Origin of the sequence: Pseudomonas sp. F1_0610, from assembly GCF_047470865.1 — a bacterium.
In the GTDB taxonomy this organism is placed as follows: Bacteria; Pseudomonadota; Gammaproteobacteria; order Pseudomonadales; family Pseudomonadaceae; genus JAZDRH01.
In genome coordinates this window covers 1-19,766 of the sequence record NZ_JAZDRH010000020.1, presented here as the reverse complement: position 1 = coordinate 19,766, position 19,766 = coordinate 1, and the positions used below count along the sequence as shown (strand labels likewise).

The window sequence follows — 19,766 nt, the reverse complement described above, 5'->3', positions numbered from 1 at the left end:
TCTAGCGTCCTCCCTTAACGGTATTAACACCAGCGGTCTGTAGCATTTCCGCTGGAATGTTATCGGGAGTAATATTCAATAAACGCAACGCCCCACTCATCACACCACTATAAACTGGAGCAGCTACTAAGCCACCGTAATAACCACCTTCAGTTGGCTCGTCAATGACAATGGCAGTTGCAATTCGTGGGTTACTCAAAGGCGCAACCCCTACAAACAATGAACGATAAGAAGCTTGGGTATAGCCACCACTGCTGGATGTTTTTTTCGCAGTACCACTTTTACCGCCCACAAAATAACCTTGCACTTTAGCGCGCGCACCGCCTGCACCGGGTGTTTCTACAACAGATTGCAGCATGCTTAGCACCTGCTCAGCCACCTCTGGCTTCATCACCTGCACTTCATTCACTGAGCGATCTAGACGCAATAAGGATAAAGGGACAGCCTTACCTTGATTGCCGATGGCAGCATAGGCATGGGCTAGCTGCACAGCAGTTACTGAGAAACCATAACCGTAAGATAACGTGGCTGTTTCCGCTTGTGGCCACGTTCGACGTGCCGGCAAATAGCCCGTTTGCTCACCAGGAAAACCTAGCCCTGTATCCTGCCCAATACCAACCTGCTGTAACATGTTGTAAATTGGCTCAGCGCCAATATCGAAGGCAATTTTACTCATACCAACGTTACTGGATTTTTGGAGCACTTGCGCCAAAGTAAACACACCAGGGCGCGATACATCTTTAATTGTAAAACGTCCCACTTTCATCTGACCTGGACGCGCATCCACTGTTGAGTTTAGATTCCAACGTCCTGTGTTTAAGGCCGCTGCCATACTAATAGGCTTGATGGTCGAACCCGGCTCAAACACATCAACCATGGCGCGATTACGCATAAATTCTGGATGCATTGTTTGGCGATTATTAGGGTTGTAGGTGGGATAATTGACCATGGCTAAAATTTCGCCCGTCTGCACATCCACCATCACCAAAGTGCCGGCCTTGGCTTTGAAGTTATCAATACCTTTACGCAGCTCACGATACGCCAAATACTGCAAACGCAAGTCAATGGATAGAGCCAAGGACTTGCCTTCACGTGCGTTACGCACGACACCGCCTTCACGAATAATATGTCCGCGGCGGTCTTTAATCACTTGCCGCCGACCTTCCTCGCCAGTTAGCCATTGATCATAAGCCAGCTCAATACCTTCCTGACCTTTATCATTTGTATCCGTAAAACCTATTAAGTGAGCTGCAACATCACCTGCTGGATAGAAGCGCTTGTATTCATCTTTATGATAAACACCCGCAATGCCTAACGCCGCTACTTGCATGCCTACTTCTGGCGGCAAACCTTTTTTTAGCTCGTAATATAAGCGCGAGGCGCGATCATCGATGGTTTTACTTAGACTGTCTAATGGCATGCCCAAAGCGCTAGCCAGTTCAGGCCAACGCGCGCGGTCTTGCACTAACTCTTGCGGATTAACCCAGATAGTACTCATAGGTGTGCTTACAGCTAGAGGCTCGCCATTGCGATCGGTAATCAGCCCCCGATGCGCAGGAATAACGCTATAACGCAAGCTACGCGCATCACCTTCGGCGGCTAAAAATGATTGTTTAGCTGTAAACAAATAGATAAGCCATGCGGCAATAACTGCCGACAAGACAAAAACGCCTAAAAGGACGACCTTTAGGCGTCCTTCATTAGCCAAACCAGAAAACAACTTCATGGCTTAACCATCCTAACTTCTTTGGCCTCAGGCATATGCATACCCAAGTGCTGCACAGCAAGTTTTTCAATACGGTTATGCGCTGTCCAAGTGCTTTGTTCGAGCATTAAACGCCCCCATTCAGCCTGAGCGTTATCACGTACTTTATACTCGCCATACAATTCATTCAGCAGTAAGCGCGTATGATAGGCATTTTGTGAAACCCAAATCGCCGAAGCCAAAATAGCAATCCATAATAGCCACAGCAGCCATGATCCTTTTGGCATAGGTTTAGCGTACAGGCGGCTCATTTTAGTTTCTCCGCTATACGCATTACAGCACTACGTGAACGTGGATTTTCTTTCACTTCCTGTTCACTGGCATACACAGGTTTGCCTATAAGCTTAATTTCTGGCTCAAATTTCGCTGGAATGATAGGCAAGTTGCGTGGCAAATTATCAGCCTCGCCTTTAGCTTTACGGCGCATAAACTGCTTAACAATACGATCTTCCAACGAATGGAAGCTAATGACGGCTAAACGTCCACCCACGCTTAAACAGGCTAAAGCCGCTTCTAAGCCAGCTTCAAGATCACCTAGCTCATTGTTGACATGAATACGTAAACCTTGAAAGGCTCGCGTTGCTGGATGACGGCCTTTTTCCCATGCAGGGTTAGCCTCTGTAATCACCTGAGCTAAATCAGCTGTACGTGTAAAGGCTTGCTCTTGACGGCGCACAACAATGGCACGCGCCATACGCTTGGCAAAACGTTCTTCACCGTAATCTTTAAAGACACGAGCAATATCTTCTTCTGTTGCGGTATTAATCCAATCCGCAGCACTCACCCCTTCATTAGGATTCATACGCATATCTAGCGGGCCATCATGCATAAAGCTAAAGCCACGCTCGGCGTCATCTAACTGTGGCGAGGACACACCCAAATCCAGCAATATGCCATTTATCTGACCAAGCTTATTGCGCACTGCCATTGCCTGCGCCATTTGAGCAAAACTTGATTGAATAATTTGAAAATTAGCCTGCTCATCTGCAAGCGCCAATCCAGTTTGGATGGCTTGAGGATCTTTATCAAAACCAAAGAGCTGACCTGTGCCTGCTAATTGTTCAAGCACTAAGCGGCTGTGACCGCCTCGACCAAAGGTGCCATCGATATAACATCCGTTGTGTTGTACTGAAAGCGCCGACACGGCTTCATTCAGCAACACTGTGATATGTTTAAATGGCTCGCTCATATTATAAAACCAATGTTTTCCGAAGTTCGTCAGACAAACCGCCTAACAGTTGCACACTATTAAAATCATCTGCACGTCGTTTCTCCCACTCAGCCTCATCCCATAACTGGAATTTTTCAAGCTGCCCCATGAGCACAACGGATTTATCTAAACCTACCCACTCACGTAAGCGTGGTGGAATTAACAGACGTGAACTGGCATCTAGACTGACATCTACGGCATTACCAATAAGCAAACGAAATAAACGACGATTTTGCTCATCTAGGCTGGGCAAAGTACGCAATTTAGCTTCTAACTGCTCCCAGTCAGCCAGCGGATAAATAGATAAACAAGGATCAACGAGGTCAATAGTAATCACCATTTCACCATTACAACGGTCAATAAGCTCCTCACGATACCGACTTGGCATCGCTAAGCGCCCTTTCGCGTCTAGGTTGATATTGGTGGAGCCTCTGAACACTTTTTAATCCTTTCTTGGCTTTTCTATCTAAAAATTCCCACTTTCTTCCACTTTCTCCCACTTATGCACACTATAGAAATCAGCCTGCTCAGCGTCAAGTGAAAAACACAGAAAAAGCCTTATAAGATGCGGACTTAGCGCAATATTTAGAGAAAAAGTAGAGAATAGGAATTTTATAACGATAAAAACTTTCAGAGGATTAAACAGATATGCACACAACTTAAAGTAACTTCTTAAGATAGGAGAAATTTTACATTTTGTGAGAATATTCACAGGAGATAAAAAGTAAGAGTTGGTCTATAAGCCGGGTTCTGTCGAGGACAGCCATTCCTCTAGGCTAATCGTCACCAATTAGCTCAAGCAACCTACCCGAATCCAGTGCGGGCCGCACCAATGGATTCCTATTTGGTCTTGCTCCCAGTGGGGTTTGCCTAGCCATGAACTGTTACCAGTCATGCGGTGCGCTCTTACCGCACCTTTTCACCCTTACCGACGCTATGCGTTTAGGCGGTTATTTTCTGTGGCACTTTCCGTAAGCTTGCGCCTCCCAGGCGTTACCTGGCACTTTGCCCTGTGGAGCCCGGACTTTCCTCCCCTTTGCAGATGCAAAGCAGCGACTGTCCAACCAACTCTCGGCGCACAGAGTAAGGCTGAATTATTCACCACGCAACCTTTATTTATGCTTATCTTTAAGTATTGCAAGCAAAGCAGCACAGTCGGATAAATACAAATCCGTTATTTCTGGCCATTGATTAGTGGAGTTATTAACTTGTATCGCTATAGCGCCAGCTGCTTTTGCGCAATTTAAATCAAAGTGAAAGTCGCCCACCATAGCCATCTGCTGCGGTGTAACACACCATTGCCGCGCAAGTGCGAGCAACCCCGCCGGATTAGGCTTAGCCGGCCCCTGCTCACGCCCAAGAATATTGGATGGCGAAAAATACGCCAGCAAACCAAGGCTAGTTAAGGTGTCTATGGCAAGCTCACGGGTATTTCGCGTCAAAATAGCCAGTTTGTAACCTCGTTGAGCCAACCATTGCACCAGCTCAACGGCCCCTATAGCAGGTTGCGTAAGCGCTGCTTGGGCACGCTCATAGGCCAGCAACCAAGCCTGTTTGGCTTGAGCCTCTGCGGCTGGTAAGCTGGCTAAATAATGAATAATATCAGCTGTAGCTGGAATATTTAATTCTTGGCGAACATAAGCAAAATCATGGACGTCACAGGTTAAAGTGCCATCCAAATCAAATACCCAATGCTTTACCGCGCATAATGGTTTGAGCATAGATCAACCCATACTCGGGCGATCTTTCCAGTCTTCACGCACGCGCGTTAATCCTTCTTGCGCTACAGAAGCGACTAAACGCCCATCACGGGTGAAGATATGCCCACGTGAAAATCCACGCGCATTGCCACTCCAAGGACTGTCCATTGAGTAAAGCAACCAATCATCAAGGCGCACATCCTGATGGAACCAGATTGCATGATCAATACTAGCCACTTGCATAAATGGCTGCCAAATAGAAACACCATGGGGAATTAAAGAGGTTGTCAACAAGCCAAAATCTGAAGAATAGGCTAGCAAGTACTTATGCAGAGCAGGATCATCAGGTAGCTTGCCATCGGCTTTAAACCAAACCTGCTTAATGGGTTCAGCTTTCTCAGGGTTTAGTGGATCTAAAACATGCACGGCGCGTGTTTCAATTGGCTTGCTACGCAGCATTTTTTCCCGTTTATCTTGCGGTAAACGATCAGCCAATAGCTCTGCTACTTTAACTTCAGGCTCTAAGTCCTCAGGCATAGGCACGTCAGGCATTTGTGGCTGATGCGTAAAGCCTTCTTCTGGCACATGAAAGGACGCACTACAGGTAAAAATCGGCTGTCCGTATTGAATAGCCGTCACCCTGCGTGTGCTGAATGAGCCGCCATCGCGAACTCGCTCGACGCTATAAACAACAGGCTTTGTTGCATCACCACGGCGCAAAAAGTAACCATGTAATGAATGCGCTTGGCGCGATTTATCCACTGTCTGGCTTGCCGCCGATAACGCCTGTCCTAATACCTGTCCACCAAATAACTGCCTAAAACCTAAATCTTGGCTTGCACCACGAAACAGATTTTCTTCTATGGTTTCCATTTGCAGTAAGGATACTAGGCTTTCTAACACAGCGCTCATGGGCACTCCTCAGTTCTTTTCTTAGTGTTTGCACGGCAATATTTTACACAGCACCCTATAGTAAAGTTTTTCTCAGCATTTGTCGGCAGCCTGTTAAAATATTGATTTATCCTGAGAGTATCAGCATGTCTGCACCCAACATCTTATCTACCCCAGCCTGCATTATTGGTGGCGGACCTGCAGGTTTGCTGGCAGCTGAACTACTTTCTAAGCAAGGCATTAAGGTGCATCTGTTTGATGCTATGCCATCAGTGGGGCGCAAGTTTCTACTCGCTGGCATAGGTGGCATGAACATCACCCACAGTGAGGAAATGCCCGTTTTTGCGCAACGCTACCAACCAGCCGGTGTACTGGATGCTTTCTTACCCTTGTTTGATAACCAAAAAATTCAAAGTTGGGTACGTAGTTTAGGCTTAGAAACCTTTACTGGCAGCTCAGGACGTATTTTTCCTACAGACATGAAAGCAGCGCCTTTACTTCGCGCTTGGCTGCGTCGTTTACGTGAGCAAGGCGTTGAAATACATACTCGTAGCCGCTTTCAAGGTTGGAATGAACAAGGGCAACTACTGATTGAAAAAAATGCACAGCCTATACTAGTTAACGCCAAAACCACTTTGCTTGCTCTTGGCGGTGCTAGCTGGCCACGTTTAGGCTCAGATGGCGGCTGGGTAAAGTTATTAAGCCAACATAATATTCACATTGCCCCCCTTCAACCGAGTAACTGTGGTTTTTTGGTTGAACAGTGGAGCCCTCACTTTATAAGTAAATATGCTGGTGCCCCCGTTAAATCATGCGCAATTAGCCTAACTAACCAAACGTTTCGCAAAGGTGAATTTGTTGTGACCAAGGATGGTGTTGAAGGCAGCCTAGTTTATGCCCTGTCTTATTCGATTCGCCAGCAACTGAATAGCACAGGCAAAGCTACAATCTATATAGATTTGCAACCTCAACGCACCTTGGAGCAGGTTATTCAAAAGCTGCAGCGACCACGCGCCAGCCAGTCTTTTAGCAAATTTATCCACAATCAATTGAAATTAGACGGCGTACGTGCAGGCTTGCTTCGGGAGCTTGTACCGAACTGCCAGTCTTTAACTCCCATTGAGCTAGCTAAAGCAATCAAGTCTACGCCTTTAGCGCTTATCGCCACACGTCCAATTGACGAAGCTATCAGTACAGATGGCGGCATTTGCTTTAGTGAGCTAACTGAACAGCTGATGCTAAAAAAAATACCTAGCGTTTTTTGCGCCGGTGAAATGCTCAACTGGGATGCACCTACAGGCGGTTATTTACTCACAGGCTGCTTTGCCACCGCCGCAGCCTGCGCCCAAGGTATGCTGAACTACTTAGCAAAGGCTTGATAATCAGCCAGCAATGTTAGATGTGCCTCAGCTAACAGCACATTGGCCCGTTTGCTTTTTAATTGCTGAATCAGCGCATCCATGCTTTGCGTTTTATCTTGTTGCCATAAATAGGCAGCCACCACCACAGCGCTACGTGACAGACCCAAAGCACAATGCACTAAGGTGTCACCCTGATGATGCAACTCAGCCAAGGCATTCACCGCCTGATCAAGTTGCTCTACACTAGGCGCCAGCAGATCTAACATAGGCACGGTTCGATAGTATGTTGTCGTGACTTTATCGCTTGCTGCATACTCAGCACATAAATCAAGCACCCCAACAAACTGCCCTTGCTGTGGATAACTACCCAAATATAATCCACTGCTTACCTTATTAATGGCGTCTTGTTTTTGGCTGTAATAACTGCGAGTTAAACGTGCCACTATATGGTATGGCAGTAAAAGAATTTGTGCCGACAAACTCTGTTGCCCATTGTGTGTTTTTTGAAAAACACTAGCGCCTGCACCAAAATATCCAAAAGCAATAATGATGCAAGAAGTAGCCGGCCAAATAAGCCATTTAGCATAGGGTAGCCAGATCAAAAACAGCAACAACAGCCCAAGAGTCAGGTAGCTTAAACCAATCAAAACTGATGTTTTACTAGCTTTTTGCCAACACCAACGCCCTTGCATTGGAACCAAATAAGTGACCAACAAACCAACAAATAAGCCTGTTGGTATATCAATAAAATGATGTTGCCAAGTTGTTAAAACAGAAAGACCTATTAGGGCAAACCATGCACCCCATAAAACTCGTCCTAAACATCCCACATGTGCTGCATAGCGAACAAAGAGTACCCACGCCAAAATAATGTGCAACGAAGGGGCCTGATTGAATGGCATATCAAACAACTCTAGTTGAGTAAACCACCAACCAAAGAAGCCTTCCGTTTCAGGGCGAGGAAAACTAAATTTTAATGGAAATAGAAAAAAACCAACGCAGGCTAAAGCGGATGAAAGCAATAAGCGCAGACCATGTCGCCATTGCTCTTGGCTTGTTGTACAAATAAACAACGAAATTCCATAGAGAAAATTAATGCTCCAATAGGGAATAATACTCCAAGCCAGAAAGGGGATCTGAGACTCCCAAGCATAAGCAAAACTAGGCACATCAGTTAAGCTCGCAGTATAGCGATTCAAAACCCCGTAGGTGAAATAAAAATAAGGCGCTAGCACCGCAAGCCATGCGATGCCACGCCAAAATACAGCACCTCTCCAATGAAACTTCAGCATACTTTAGTTTTTAACAGCCATGCTAACGGTGAAAATCCCCCACTCATCAACCAGCTCTTGCACTTTAGTAAAACCTGCTTGCTCTACCAGCCAATCCATTTCACCTTGTGTACGAATACGCATCACCCAAGGTTCACCACCTCGATGGCTGTTCAAAACACGCGCGATCAGTTCTTGCTGAGGGTGCCAAGGCTGTCCCGTGTAAATCAAAATACCGCCTTTAGGAACAGCTTGTGCAATACCTGATAATGAACGCTGCAATAAATGATTTTCAGGAAATAACTCATATAAGCCTGAAACAATAGCCACTGAAGGCTTAACAGCTACCTCAGCTAGGCTTTGCTCATCAAAGGCATCACCTTGCACAAAACGAGCAACTGCTTGCAAATTGCGCTGTTCAATATAGTTCTGCCCTGCTGTTGCATTATCTTGGCTAAAATCACGTAATAAGACGTTTTCAATACCTGGCTCTTGAGAAATAACGTCCAATACATAACGTCCATGTCCTGCGGCCACATCCATCAAGGTGACAGGTAGCTGTTTTTCACGAATAGTTGCCAGTGCTTGCTTAATACTGTGCTCTAAATGCACTTTGCGCTGACGAATACCACGCCAACCAATAGCATTAAGGTAGTTTTTATCCACCAAACGCCCTAAAGCATTACTTCCTGTTGGCTTATTGCGATAGACATAATCAAGAGATTCGCCAGAATCAAAACCTACCTTTTGCCCTAATTTCAAACCCTCTGAAATATGCCCAAATCGTGCCAGCATCCAGCTTTGCAACGAGAAAAATAGTTTTTTAGGACAGAAAGTTGGTAATTTAGCTTGCAGCCAACGGTATTGATCTGCTGTTTTACTCCACACATCTTCATATTGATAATCATGTTGATAACGTGGCGCAGCGTAGAGTTTCCCAATAAAACAACGCATTTTTTCCAACGCAATATGACGATCAATTTCACCTAGTGTGTCATGAAAAAAACCATCTAATACATGCTGCTCTTTAATAGGGCAGTTAATGCCTTCGTAAAATACTTTCTGCGGTTTGCGCGCTACCACATAATCATTGCCCGAAATAAGCAATTGAGTTGGAATAGTAATCGCGTGCGCATCGGCCACTACCCGCTCGGATGTGCTGTATAAATCCAACAGAATATTAGAGGAAATCTGCCGACTAACTAGAGGATCATTGTCATAGCTGCGTGCACGTTCATAGTCATGGGTGAGATGCTTACCTTTCACATAAGACTGAACAAAAAACGGCCCCTTGAGCTTTTGCCATAAAGCCAAACCCGAACGCGCAAAAGGTGCATAAAGCTTCACTTTAAAAGCCGGTGATGCCAAAATCATGCCACGAATTTTTGGCGCATAATCATGCGCCCATGTTGCGACCAATACAGCGCCAACGCTTTGCGCAATAACCACAATATCACTAACCTCAACGCCAGCATCTTGGGCAACATGCTTAATAAACTCATCCACATCTAAAACTGAACGAGCTAAGCTAGGGCTATAACCCCGCTCGCCAGATGTATTACCATGCCCTCGTGCATCCCACGCATAAAAGCGCACCTGAGCTAACTCAAGTTCATCAACAATATGCTGCATGCGAGCAGAATGCTCATGCCCACGGTGAAACAAAACAATAACCTGTTTTTGTTCCGCTTTTTCTTGTGCCTCCCAACAACGATAAAAAATTTCCTGCTGATCACTTGTTGTAAAACGCTGTTCAATTGCTTGGCGGTGGCTCATTGTGTTCACTCCCTGTTACATAACGAGATTTCATACACTGAAAACGATCCTGTAGCTGTGTAATAAAAACCTCTTTATTGTCATTAAAAAAGCAAGGACGCCCAACATAAACATGAATAAAAAACGGGACTAATAGATGCTGCCCCTTACCCATTGCGCGCCCTAAACCATGTAAATAAATCGGGATCACGGGTACTTCTGGAAACTCTTTAGCTAAATGCCAAAGCCCTGATTTAAAACGTGATAGCTTGTCCGGCTCGCCACGCGAACCTTCTGGAAACAGAATAATAATCTTGTTATCTTGCAGAGCATCAATGCAGCCCTGTAGTGGGTTACCTTGCCCTTCTTGACGGCGATTTACAGGAATAATGCCAATTACACGATCTGAGAACCAAGCCATCCATTTATTGCGGTGGAAATAATCCACAGCAGCCGCTGGCAAGGTTTGCAACATGGTCCGAAATGGTAACAGGGTTAAAAGTGTTAAGGTGTCTAAATGACTATTATGGTTGGCAATAATAATAGCGGGGCCTTTGATTGGCAGCCGCTCCTTGTGGCGCAAAGTGATGCCTAACCAAATAAAGATAACGGGATAAACAAGTAACACCATAAATGCCGCACGTAAAAAGCGATTCATAGTATTAATAGAAAAAGTATTTTGATAAATGAAAAAACAGGGGCGCGGTATAAATCAGAGAATCTAAACGATCTAAAATACCGCCGTGTCCTGCCAGTAACTTACCTGCGTCCTTAACACCTAAATCACGCTTAACAGCTGACATCACCACATCACCACAAAAACCTGCTACGCCAATAAAAAGTCCTGCGATAAAGGCTTGCCACCAATTCATTAAAGTAAACCAAGGTCCTAAAAGACTAGCTATGACAGCCGTCGTTAGCATGCCGCCTAAAAAACCTTCGACCGTTTTATTCGGGCTTACCTTAGGTACAATTTTATGTTTACCAAAGGATTTACCCCATAAATACTGTGCAACGTCATTAAGCTCAGTGAGTATTACAAGATAAATAACTAATAACGCACCTTGATATTTGAGCGAGGTACCAACTGAGGCATCTTGCAATAACATCGGATTAGGAATCTGGCTGAAATTAATAATTAAACTACTAGGCGCTGCTACTGTTTCTGGCAATAACATCAAAGCAACAACATGGCTAATGGCAAATACGGTTGTCATTAGCCCCCACTGAGTACTAGCAGCAGCATGTAAAAAACCTTGCGTATTACCTGAAATCACCATACGCATCGGAATAAACAAGAAGGCATACACTGGAATAAAGATGATATATAGATTGTACCAATCAATTCCAATCAAATAATAGTTTATAGGAATAGTGACATACAGCCACATCAAGGCTTTAGCGTCAGATACACGTGTTGATATCAGCGTTAAAAACTCTTTTAACGCCAGGAAACTAACAAAGGCGAATATGGTAAGCCTAAGCCAATCAGGACTTAACATGGCAACCACAAAAACAGTGATAATTAACCACCAACTTTTAATACGACTTACCAGCTCAGACCAGTCTTTTTTAGGCTTTGTCACTTTTAATGCAATAATCACTAAACTGGCAAAAACCAATACACCGTAGATGGATGCCAGGCTTAAATAGACAAGGTTAGCCATTATTTAACCTCGCTAACTAATGCGGCGCGACAACGATTAATGCATGTCCAAATCAGTAACAAGGCTAAAACCATCATCACATGACTTCCCCAGACAGACCATTCAGGAAAGATAGCTAAAACCAAAGCCCCAGCTCCAAAGACAAAAGCTCTATCACTTTTACCCATAGGCCCCGCATAGCTACGCTGCCCAATTAACACCTGAGTCAGTACACCGCAAAATTCGCTTAAGACCGCAAGAAACACCACACTAACGGTTAGCCATGGCATAGGCAAAAATAATGCAAAAGGAAGATAGAGCGCTGCGTCTGAAACCACATCGCCCACCTCATTAAGTATCGCACCTAGCTGAGATTGCTGATTACATTCACGCGCTAACATGCCATCAATCGCATTCAGCGCCATGCGTAAGAAGAGAAAAAAAGGAAGTAGCAATAGCCAAAGAACATGGCTAGCGAAACTTAATGCAATGCCTAACGCAACAGATAACAGCATGGCCAATAGGGTTACTTGATTAGCAGTAACACCTTTAGCATTTAGCCTTAACATGAGTGGGCGTAGCAGGTTTTGAAAAGCGGGCTTTAATCCATACAGTGTCATTACTCACTCCAATGAGCCGTTTAGCACACCAAACAATAACGGTTAAGACAGCACACAAATCCACTAAGTTTCAAATTAAATGCTTTTCACAGAAAATCCTATACCCAATACAGATCCAGGTTATTTTTTCTTATTTGAACCTGACAAAAAACTGGGCTTGCTACGCACGTTTTTCACTTTGGGCGTTTGGTTAAAAGCATCGCCTAAGTGAATACGTGAATGCGGATCATCAATAGCCGTTTTAACTTTAGGCTTTTTCGGTTTTTTCTTTACACCTAAACGCAAATCAGTTGCCGGTACTCGATGCTCTGCAATAAAACCAGGCTCCTCTAAGCGATTAAAGTTTCTACCTTGTAATTGCTCAATGGCCAGCAATAACTCAACCTCATCGGCACTAACTAAAGAAACAGCCAAACCTGTTTCCCCAGCTCGTCCAGTACGCCCAATACGGTGCACATAGTCTTGGGCTACTACAGGCAAATCCATATTCACCACCACTGGCATTTGTGCAATATCCAAGCCGCGTGCTGCTACATCTGTGGCAACCAAGTAATGCACACGGCCTTGTTTAAAACTGTCTAACGCCTTAAGTCGAGCTGCTTGTGGTTTATCACCATGAATACTATCTACCGCCAAGCCTTTTTCACGTAATAACCCTGTTATTTTTTCAGCCGACTTTTTAGTTTTTACAAAAATCATAGCCTGCTGCCAAGCATGCTGTTCTAACAGATAAAAAAACAAATCAACTTTGTGTTTTTTATCTGTTGTATAAATTTTTTGGGTAACCGTATTTACTGCCTGATTTATCGGATTAACTGCTACTTTTAATGGATTTTGTAGCAGCACCTTAACCAGCTCAGCCACCCTGTCACTGAGCGTTGCAGAAAATAATAACGTCTGTTTTTTTCGAGGAAAAACACGCAGTAATTGATTGATTTCTTGAGCAAATCCTAAATCCAGCATGCGATCGGCTTCGTCAAAAACCAAGTGATTTAAAGCATAAAAGTTAACTGCATTCTGCTGTACTAAATCCAATAAACGACCTGGTGTTGCAATGAGCACATCTAAACCTTTTCGCAAACGCATCATTTGTGGGTTGATACTAACCCCCCCATAGGCTACGCCTAAGCGCACTGGAAGATTCTTACTAAAGGCTTGGCTGGCTTGAAAAATTTGCTCAGCTAATTCACGCGTCGGTACTAATACCAAGCACCTAATCTGATTTGACTGAACTTTAGCCCCACTGGTTACCAATTGCTGTAATAATGGCAACATAAACGCCGCTGTTTTACCGCTTCCTGTTTGTGCGGTAGCTAACACATCACGCCCTGCCAAAACACTTGGAATCACTTTTTCTTGGACCGCTGTAGGAGTTACAAAATCTAATTTTTTAAGATTAGCCAGTAAAGGCGCAAACACGCCTAAGTGATTAAAGCTCATATCATCTCTCTTATGCTTAGGTACGGCGTTTAGCGCGTGATGTAGGTTCTGCCTGTAATGGATTATCAGGCCAATAATGTTTTGGATAACGCCCTTGCAAATCTTTTTTTACATCAAAATAAGTGCTCTGCCAAAAACTTGCCAAATCCATAGTCACCTGCACAGGACGATGGGCTGGCGATAGAAGATGCAACTTTAATCCTTGCTGGCCATTTGCAATACAAGGCGTTTGCGCTACACCAAATAACTCTTGCAAACGCACCGCCAACACAGGGGGTTGCTGGCTATAATCAATAGTTATATTAGACCCTGTAGGTAATTTGTAATGGCTAGGCGCGAGCTCATCCAATAGCTTACTCTGTTCCCAAGATAACAAACTCTGAAGAATTTCCAAGAGATCTAGTTGCTGTAATTGAGTCAGTTTATCTACTTGCTGAATATAGGGTGCAAGCCATTGCTCAAGTGTTTCTAGCAAAGCTTGGCTGGAGACATCAGGGAAATCAGCACACTGAGGTAGGTCCAGCCCTCTCAGTAATAAAACCCGCGCCTGCCAGTGTTTGACAGACGTTGTAAAAGGCAAAACCTCAAGTCCTTTTTGCCGTATCATGCCCAGCAGCGCATCAACACGCATCTGCTGATCTATTAGCTTAAGCGGTTGAGTTGCTAACACTAACTGCCCAATTTTCTTCTGCTGCTGAGCCACAAAACTATTAGATGCGGTTTGCCATTCAGCAATTGTATCTGTGTTAATCAAGCCGGCTAATAACTGATTAAATAACGCCGGATCAAGTTCAGCCGCTAAACTTATACGTTCCTCTTTACGTCCTACTTGCCCCACCATATCAGCTACAACCAACCACTTTGCTTTTTGCAGGCTATCGGCCTGAGCAAAGTAGGCACCACGGCCATTGGCCAACTTATAACTATTACTTCCTTCACGCTGCTGGGCGATACGCTCTGGAAATGCCACTGCTAATAAAGCCCCTAACGCCTGTTCTTCCGTAATATCACTGGTTTTATTAGTCGCCTTTAATAAGTGCTCAAACTGTTTTGCCAGTTGCTGCACACGCTTTATCTGAGGCTGTTGACTCGCTACCTGTAGCGCATTAATACGCAACTGAAGATCAGTATCCGTCGTGTTTAAAAAGTCACGCTCTGTCAAAATAGCAACTATTTGCGCACCAAGCCTTAACTGCCCCCAACTTTGCGCTGCTAATAATAAACGCGCTAAACGAGGCTCCATAGGTAGATCCGCCATACGCCTACCCATAGCGGTCAGTTGCTGCTGCTCTAGCGCCTGTAATTTTACCAATAAATCCACAGCTTGCTGATAATGCGCCGCTGGTGGTTTATCCAACCAAAATAGCTCATCTGGCGTGGCTCCCCAGTCAAATAAACTCAGCGCTAGAGAAGACAAATCAGCCTGTAATATCTCTGCAACAGCATGCTCCTCAAGCTGCTCATGCTGTTCAGCCGACCAAAGGCGATAACACACCCCTTTGCTTAAACGCCCCGCACGACCCGCTCGCTGCTGAGCTGAAGCTTTGGAAATTTTGCATAAGGCTAATCTTGTAATCCCTTTATTCGGATCAAAAATAGGGCGGCGTTCAAAACCGCTGTCCACTACAACACTAATACCTTCAATAGTTAAACTAGTTTCAGCAATATTGGTAGCCAATACAATTTTACGTTGTTGGCTAGGTGCTATAGCTTGGCGCTGTGCGGATAACGATAAATCACCATATAAAGGGGCAATTAAAATTGAATCATCCTGTAAGCTGTCCGCAAGCTGTTTTGCCAATTGGCCTATCTCCGCTTGCCCTGGCAAAAAAACCAAAATAGAGCCTGCCTGCTCATCCACTGCACGCTCAACCAACGCATGAATTTTAGCAACAAGCCTATCCTCTCGGCGCCATGCAGAGGCCCATATAATATCAACAGGGAAACTACGCCCTGTACTTTCGACAACAGGTGCTTGTAAAGCCGTGGCTAACTTAGACTGATCTAAAGTCGCCGACATGAACAACAGCTTTACTTCATGCTGACAAAATAATTCATTAGCACTTAAGCTGAAAGCCAAAGCTAAATCGGCATTTAAACTACGCTCATGAAACTCATCAAAGATAATAATGCCAACCTCTGACAAGCTTGGATCTGCTTGTAATTGCCTAAGCAAAACACCTTCAGTTACTACTTCTATTCGTGTTTCAGCACTCACCTTGGTATCTAGCCGCATACGATAGCCTACCTGCTTCCCCAGCGGCTCATGCAACTGCTCTGCCAAACGCTGGGCAACGGTACGTACAGCTAAGCGCCGCGGCTCCAACAAAAGTATTTTTTTACCGGCTAACCAAGGCTGGGCTAATAACGCCAAAGGAACCTGTGTAGTTTTTCCTGCCCCAGGTGGCGCTTGTAAGATGCACTTAGAATGGGCAGCCACTGTATCTAGCAACTGTGCTAACACAGCATTAATTGGAAGGTTTAAAGTGGACATCGCATCTAGAAAAAGAAAAATCAGCGCCAATCATACCTAAATTTAGAAAATAGCGTGTAATGCAAGTACAAAAAAAGCAGCCGAAGCTGCCTTTTAAGTTCAGTAAATAGCATTACTCAGTAGTGCTTGCCTGACTCACCGTGGCATCGCCCCGCTGCGCGGCGAGCGCTGCCGCTTTACGCTCAGCACGACGCTCACTTTGATCAACCACTTTAGCGCCAACTAAATCGCCTGTTACATTGCCGCAAGTAAAGGCCATATCTAACAATACGTTAACACCCGCAGTTAAGGCGACAATCTCAATTGGTAAGCCAGCTTGAGTAAATACAATTGACATACCAATTAAACCAGCACCCGGCACCCCGGCAGTACCCACAGCGGCCATAGTACCAATAATAACAATGGTCGCCAGCTCAGGTACGGATAGTGTAATTCCCATAATTTCTGCTGCAAACACAACAGCTACGCCAAAACGCAAAGCTGTTCCATTCATATTGACCGTAGCACCAATGGGCAGCGTTAATTTAGCCACACGCTCATTAATACCTGCTTTTTCAGCACATTTAATGGTCAGCGGCAATGTACCTAAACTGCTACAGGTAACAAATGAAGTAAATACGGCTTCTTTGATATCACGATAAAACTTGATAACACGCACGCCAGCCAACTTCAAGAAAATAGGGAATACCACAGTAAGCAGTAGAATAACGCCCAAGTACGAAGTGCCAACAAATTTGCCAAGCACTATTAAGGTATCAACGCCTTGATGACCAATGGTTTGCGCTGTAATACCAAAAATACCAATAGGTGCATATTGCAAAATACCATTAAGCAACTTCATGGTTGCTTCATTGCCTGCGTTGGTTACTTTTAGCAGTAACTCGCCCATGGCTTGCTGCTCTTCATTTCCGCTATGACGCAAGTACAGAAACGATAAACCAACAACCACAGCCACAAACACCACAGACAATACATCGCCAGCAACAAAGGCTTCAAAGATATTGCTTGGCACCATATTCATTAAAATACTTAAAAAAGAAGGCTTCTCCGGTGCTACCACCTCTACATCTGTAGGCAATGTTAAACCAACCCCAGGATTGGTTAGCTTAGCCAACATAATACCTACGCAAACAGAAATACCTGTTGCAATGATGTAGAACGGAAAAATCTTAGCGCCAATACGCCCTAACTCTTTTGGATTAGAGTGATTTACCGCCACAATTAGTGACAATAAGATCAGTGGCAAAACCACCATCTTCAACAGCTTTAAGAACAGCTCGCCCAATGGGCCAAACATTTCACTTTGCGGACCTAAAATTAAACCTGCGATTATCCCTAACACGAAGCCGGCAGTCATTTTGGTCATAAAAGATTTCTGTAAATACCACGACCAGATCTTTTTCATAATGATTCCTCAAAATCTTTTATGTTTTCTATATAGTTATTTTTTGTAATTGTCTTTGTTTTAAAAAGTCTAGAGGACTGCGTTTAAAGGCAACAAACGAACAAAAATATGGAGATCATTCCATTTCGGCATAGTATGCGACCTTAGTAGAGAAAAATACCTAACTAGATTTGGCAAAGCCTTTTATGACAAGGGACAATACTTAATACTTTAAGCAATTCAAGGCTTACTAGACCTTCGTACAATTACGCGACAGTTTAACTGTCTTTTTCCAAGCTTATAAAAGAAAAGTTTTTGCTAGATATGTAAGACTGCTAGTGAACTTTTTCTCAACCAAACGAGCAGCGCTTAAGCAACATTCCTCTATCCAACTCAAATCTGCCTTTATGCAGTACTATAATTATTCATCTTCATACACAAAAAAGAGCGCTACCCTTAATGCTTTGCCTAAGGCACTCCTCCTTATCCAAAATGGGTAACGCTCTGTCATCACTCCTATACAACGTAGGGCTAAGCTCCCCCTAATAGCCAGATTAACGCTTCTTACTCTTGCACCCCATATAATTACAAAGCAGCACTCAGCAAAACGCCTAATTGCAAGGAGCACGACCTGAACGCTCCTGCAGACGAAACAGCTCGTTTAGCAATAGATACCACCCCAAATTGGTTAAAAAACAGTCAACTTTTTAGCTTTTCGCAAAATCACATATTTAATATAAATAGAATATATTTATCTAAATAGCATTTCATCCAGCTATACCTACGCCAAATGACTATTTATAGTATTTAAATCTATTTTTTATATTGCTAAAAATTGATCAAAAAACAGACAACTTTTTCTGCTCATTTTTTAACCCACAAAAACCCTTTTTAATATCTTGATTTTATTGGTTATTTTTTTTAGGCTACTCTCAGAGAGAAGCCCCGCTTTTAAGGGGATTAAGACCACTACGATCATCTTCATCATAACTATCGGACGCTCAGAGAGAAACCCCGCTTTTAAGGGGATTAAGACTCAGCTAATAATTCTGCAAACGCCGGACTCAAGCTCAGAGAGAAACCCCGCTTTTGAGGGGATTAAGACAGTGCTTGAAAGTATTATTTCCATGACGTTAGGCTCAGAGAGAAGCCCCGCTTTTAAGGGGATTAAGACTTTTGCGCCATTGATAACCACCCGGCATCACCGCTCAGAGAGAAACCCCGCTTTTGAGGGGATTAAGACCGCCCTATCTTGAGCTGCTCAGCCTTATGTTTACTCAGAGAGACGCCCCGCCTTTAAGGGGCTTAAGACTTAAATTACTGGCTTTCATCACGAGAGCCAGAAAGCTATGCTCAAAGAGCACTCCAGCTTAAGTTAACTCAGGCTCAGTTATTGCATTAAACCTGCCTAGGCGCTTAGTCTTTTTATTTGTTAGCCTTACTCGCCATCTAGGTGATTTTAAGCATGGACAAACTTGTGTATTCCCTTTTTATTGTTTAAGCCTGCAAACTAGCTGCATCTACTTTATTGGGTTTAGGTGCCGACGATGACAACCTTAATGCTTGCTGATCATTTAAAAGTTAGCCGTGGTCTTTATAGCCATCATGCTTTGTATATTGGTAATAACCAAGTTATTCACTATGCTGGAAAAAATGCTTTATGGAATAATGAAAATAGCCATGTGCAAATTACTTCATTAGAAGATTTTGCAGCAGGTGAAACTATCTATAAGGTTTACCATAACGATACTTTATATAGTGCCGATGAAATTATACGCCGCGCTAAGTCACGCTTGAATGAAGATAGCTATTCCATTCTTTTTAATAACTGTGAGCACTTTGTTAATTGGTGTATTACTGGTGAAAACTGTTCTGCTCAAGTCGATAATCTAACTGATGCTGCACTATCTTTAGGCACAGCAAGGCTGCTAAGCTCTAAAGCCAGCGCTGCCTTGGTTTCTGGGGCCATAGGTTCGACAATGGGCACCACTAGCACCTTAGGAGCCGTTAGTTTTGCCGGCGCCAGTGTATCTTTAGCGCCTGCCGTAGCCCTTGCTGCTGGCAGCTATGTGGCCTTCATGGCCGCAGAAGCTGTTATAGACTGGCTACTGGATTAGCCCGCCCCAGCCATTGGTTAAAAAACAGTCAACTTTTTAGCTTTTCGTAAAATCACATATTTAATATAAATAGAATATATTTATCTAAATAGCATTTCATCCAGCTATACCT

Annotated in this window: 16 protein-coding genes and 1 other RNA gene; 2 read left to right on the top strand and 15 right to left on the bottom strand. The window is 44.0% G+C overall.

All coding sequences use genetic code 11. The features are described 5' to 3' along the window. Nucleotide 1: 1 nt before the first annotated feature. The 7 genes from VQ643_RS11500 to tesB all read right to left on the bottom strand — a co-directional run bounded on the left by VQ643_RS11500 (nt 2) and on the right by tesB (nt 5,587). Complete coding sequence (locus VQ643_RS11500; RefSeq protein WP_414199929.1) at nt 2-1,726, bottom strand: peptidoglycan D,D-transpeptidase FtsI family protein; 1,725 nt, start codon at nt 1,724-1,726, stop codon at nt 2-4. Continuing rightward, the gene (gene ftsL, locus VQ643_RS11495) at nt 1,723-2,016 is read right to left on the bottom strand and encodes a cell division protein FtsL (RefSeq protein ID WP_414199928.1); all 294 of its coding nucleotides are present in this window, start codon (nt 2,014-2,016) and stop codon (nt 1,723-1,725) included. The genes VQ643_RS11500 and ftsL overlap by 4 nt, the downstream gene beginning before the upstream one ends. After that, a complete protein-coding gene (rsmH, locus tag VQ643_RS11490) occupies nt 2,013-2,954 on the bottom strand; it encodes a 16S rRNA (cytosine(1402)-N(4))-methyltransferase RsmH (protein ID WP_414199927.1) in 942 nt (313 codons plus the stop codon). Before rsmH ends, ftsL begins: the two co-directional genes overlap by 4 nt. Before the next feature lies 1 nt (nt 2,955). Continuing rightward, complete coding sequence (gene mraZ / locus VQ643_RS11485; protein WP_414199926.1) at nt 2,956-3,414, bottom strand: division/cell wall cluster transcriptional repressor MraZ; 459 nt, start codon at nt 3,412-3,414, stop codon at nt 2,956-2,958. 284 nt (nt 3,415-3,698) lie between these two features. Beyond that, an RNA gene (rnpB, locus tag VQ643_RS11480) (RNase P RNA component class A) lies at nt 3,699-4,047 on the bottom strand. 40 nt (nt 4,048-4,087) lie between these two features. Further along, the gene (locus VQ643_RS11475; protein WP_414199924.1) at nt 4,088-4,696 is read right to left on the bottom strand and encodes an HAD family hydrolase; all 609 of its coding nucleotides are present in this window, start codon (nt 4,694-4,696) and stop codon (nt 4,088-4,090) included. Between the two features lie 3 nt (nt 4,697-4,699). Further along, on the bottom strand, nt 4,700-5,587 hold the full coding sequence (tesB, locus tag VQ643_RS11470) for an acyl-CoA thioesterase II (protein ID WP_414199923.1): 888 nt from the start codon (nt 5,585-5,587) through the stop codon (nt 4,700-4,702). A gap of 125 nt (nt 5,588-5,712) precedes the next feature. Here tesB and VQ643_RS11465 point away from each other — a divergent pair, with 125 nt between their 5' ends. Then, the gene (locus VQ643_RS11465) at nt 5,713-6,945 is read left to right on the top strand and encodes an NAD(P)-dependent oxidoreductase (protein ID WP_414199922.1); all 1,233 of its coding nucleotides are present in this window, start codon (nt 5,713-5,715) and stop codon (nt 6,943-6,945) included. Here VQ643_RS11465 and VQ643_RS11460 read toward each other — a convergent pair. The 8 genes from VQ643_RS11460 to VQ643_RS11425 all read right to left on the bottom strand — a co-directional run bounded on the left by VQ643_RS11460 (nt 6,927) and on the right by VQ643_RS11425 (nt 17,558). Beyond that, on the bottom strand, nt 6,927-8,219 hold the full coding sequence (locus tag VQ643_RS11460) for a phosphatase PAP2/dual specificity phosphatase family protein (RefSeq protein ID WP_414199921.1): 1,293 nt from the start codon (nt 8,217-8,219) through the stop codon (nt 6,927-6,929). The genes VQ643_RS11465 and VQ643_RS11460 overlap by 19 nt on opposite strands. 3 nt (nt 8,220-8,222) lie before the next feature. Next, nucleotides 8,223-9,974 carry a bifunctional alpha/beta hydrolase/class I SAM-dependent methyltransferase gene (locus tag VQ643_RS11455; RefSeq protein ID WP_414199920.1) on the bottom strand — a complete coding sequence of 584 codons (1,752 nt, stop codon included), beginning with the start codon at nt 9,972-9,974 and terminating at the stop codon, nt 8,223-8,225. After that, nucleotides 9,952-10,611, bottom strand: a complete 660-nt coding sequence (locus tag VQ643_RS11450) for a lysophospholipid acyltransferase family protein (protein ID WP_414199919.1) — start codon at nt 10,609-10,611, stop codon at nt 9,952-9,954. The genes VQ643_RS11455 and VQ643_RS11450 overlap by 23 nt, the downstream gene beginning before the upstream one ends. A 4-nt stretch (nt 10,612-10,615) precedes the next feature. Further along, nucleotides 10,616-11,620: a phosphatidate cytidylyltransferase gene (locus VQ643_RS11445; RefSeq protein ID WP_414199918.1), complete on the bottom strand. Its 1,005-nt coding sequence runs from the start codon at nt 11,618-11,620 to the stop codon at nt 10,616-10,618. Further along, complete coding sequence (locus VQ643_RS11440) at nt 11,620-12,219, bottom strand: CDP-alcohol phosphatidyltransferase family protein (RefSeq protein ID WP_414199917.1); 600 nt, start codon at nt 12,217-12,219, stop codon at nt 11,620-11,622. Before VQ643_RS11440 ends, VQ643_RS11445 begins: the two co-directional genes overlap by 1 nt. Nucleotides 12,220-12,339: 120 nt before the next feature. Next, a complete protein-coding gene (locus VQ643_RS11435) occupies nt 12,340-13,659 on the bottom strand; it encodes a DEAD/DEAH box helicase (protein WP_414199916.1) in 1,320 nt (439 codons plus the stop codon). 16 nt (nt 13,660-13,675) lie between these two features. After that, nucleotides 13,676-16,153 carry an ATP-dependent helicase HrpB gene (hrpB, locus tag VQ643_RS11430; RefSeq protein ID WP_414199915.1) on the bottom strand — a complete coding sequence of 826 codons (2,478 nt, stop codon included), beginning with the start codon at nt 16,151-16,153 and terminating at the stop codon, nt 13,676-13,678. 112 nt (nt 16,154-16,265) lie between these two features. Then, nucleotides 16,266-17,558: a dicarboxylate/amino acid:cation symporter gene (locus tag VQ643_RS11425; protein ID WP_414199914.1), complete on the bottom strand. Its 1,293-nt coding sequence runs from the start codon at nt 17,556-17,558 to the stop codon at nt 16,266-16,268. A 1,526-nt stretch (nt 17,559-19,084) separates the two neighbouring features. Between VQ643_RS11425 and VQ643_RS11420 the strand changes: the two genes are divergently transcribed. Next, a complete protein-coding gene (locus VQ643_RS11420) occupies nt 19,085-19,654 on the top strand; it encodes a lecithin retinol acyltransferase family protein (protein ID WP_414199913.1) in 570 nt (189 codons plus the stop codon). The last annotated feature ends 112 nt before the right edge of the window (nt 19,655-19,766 follow it).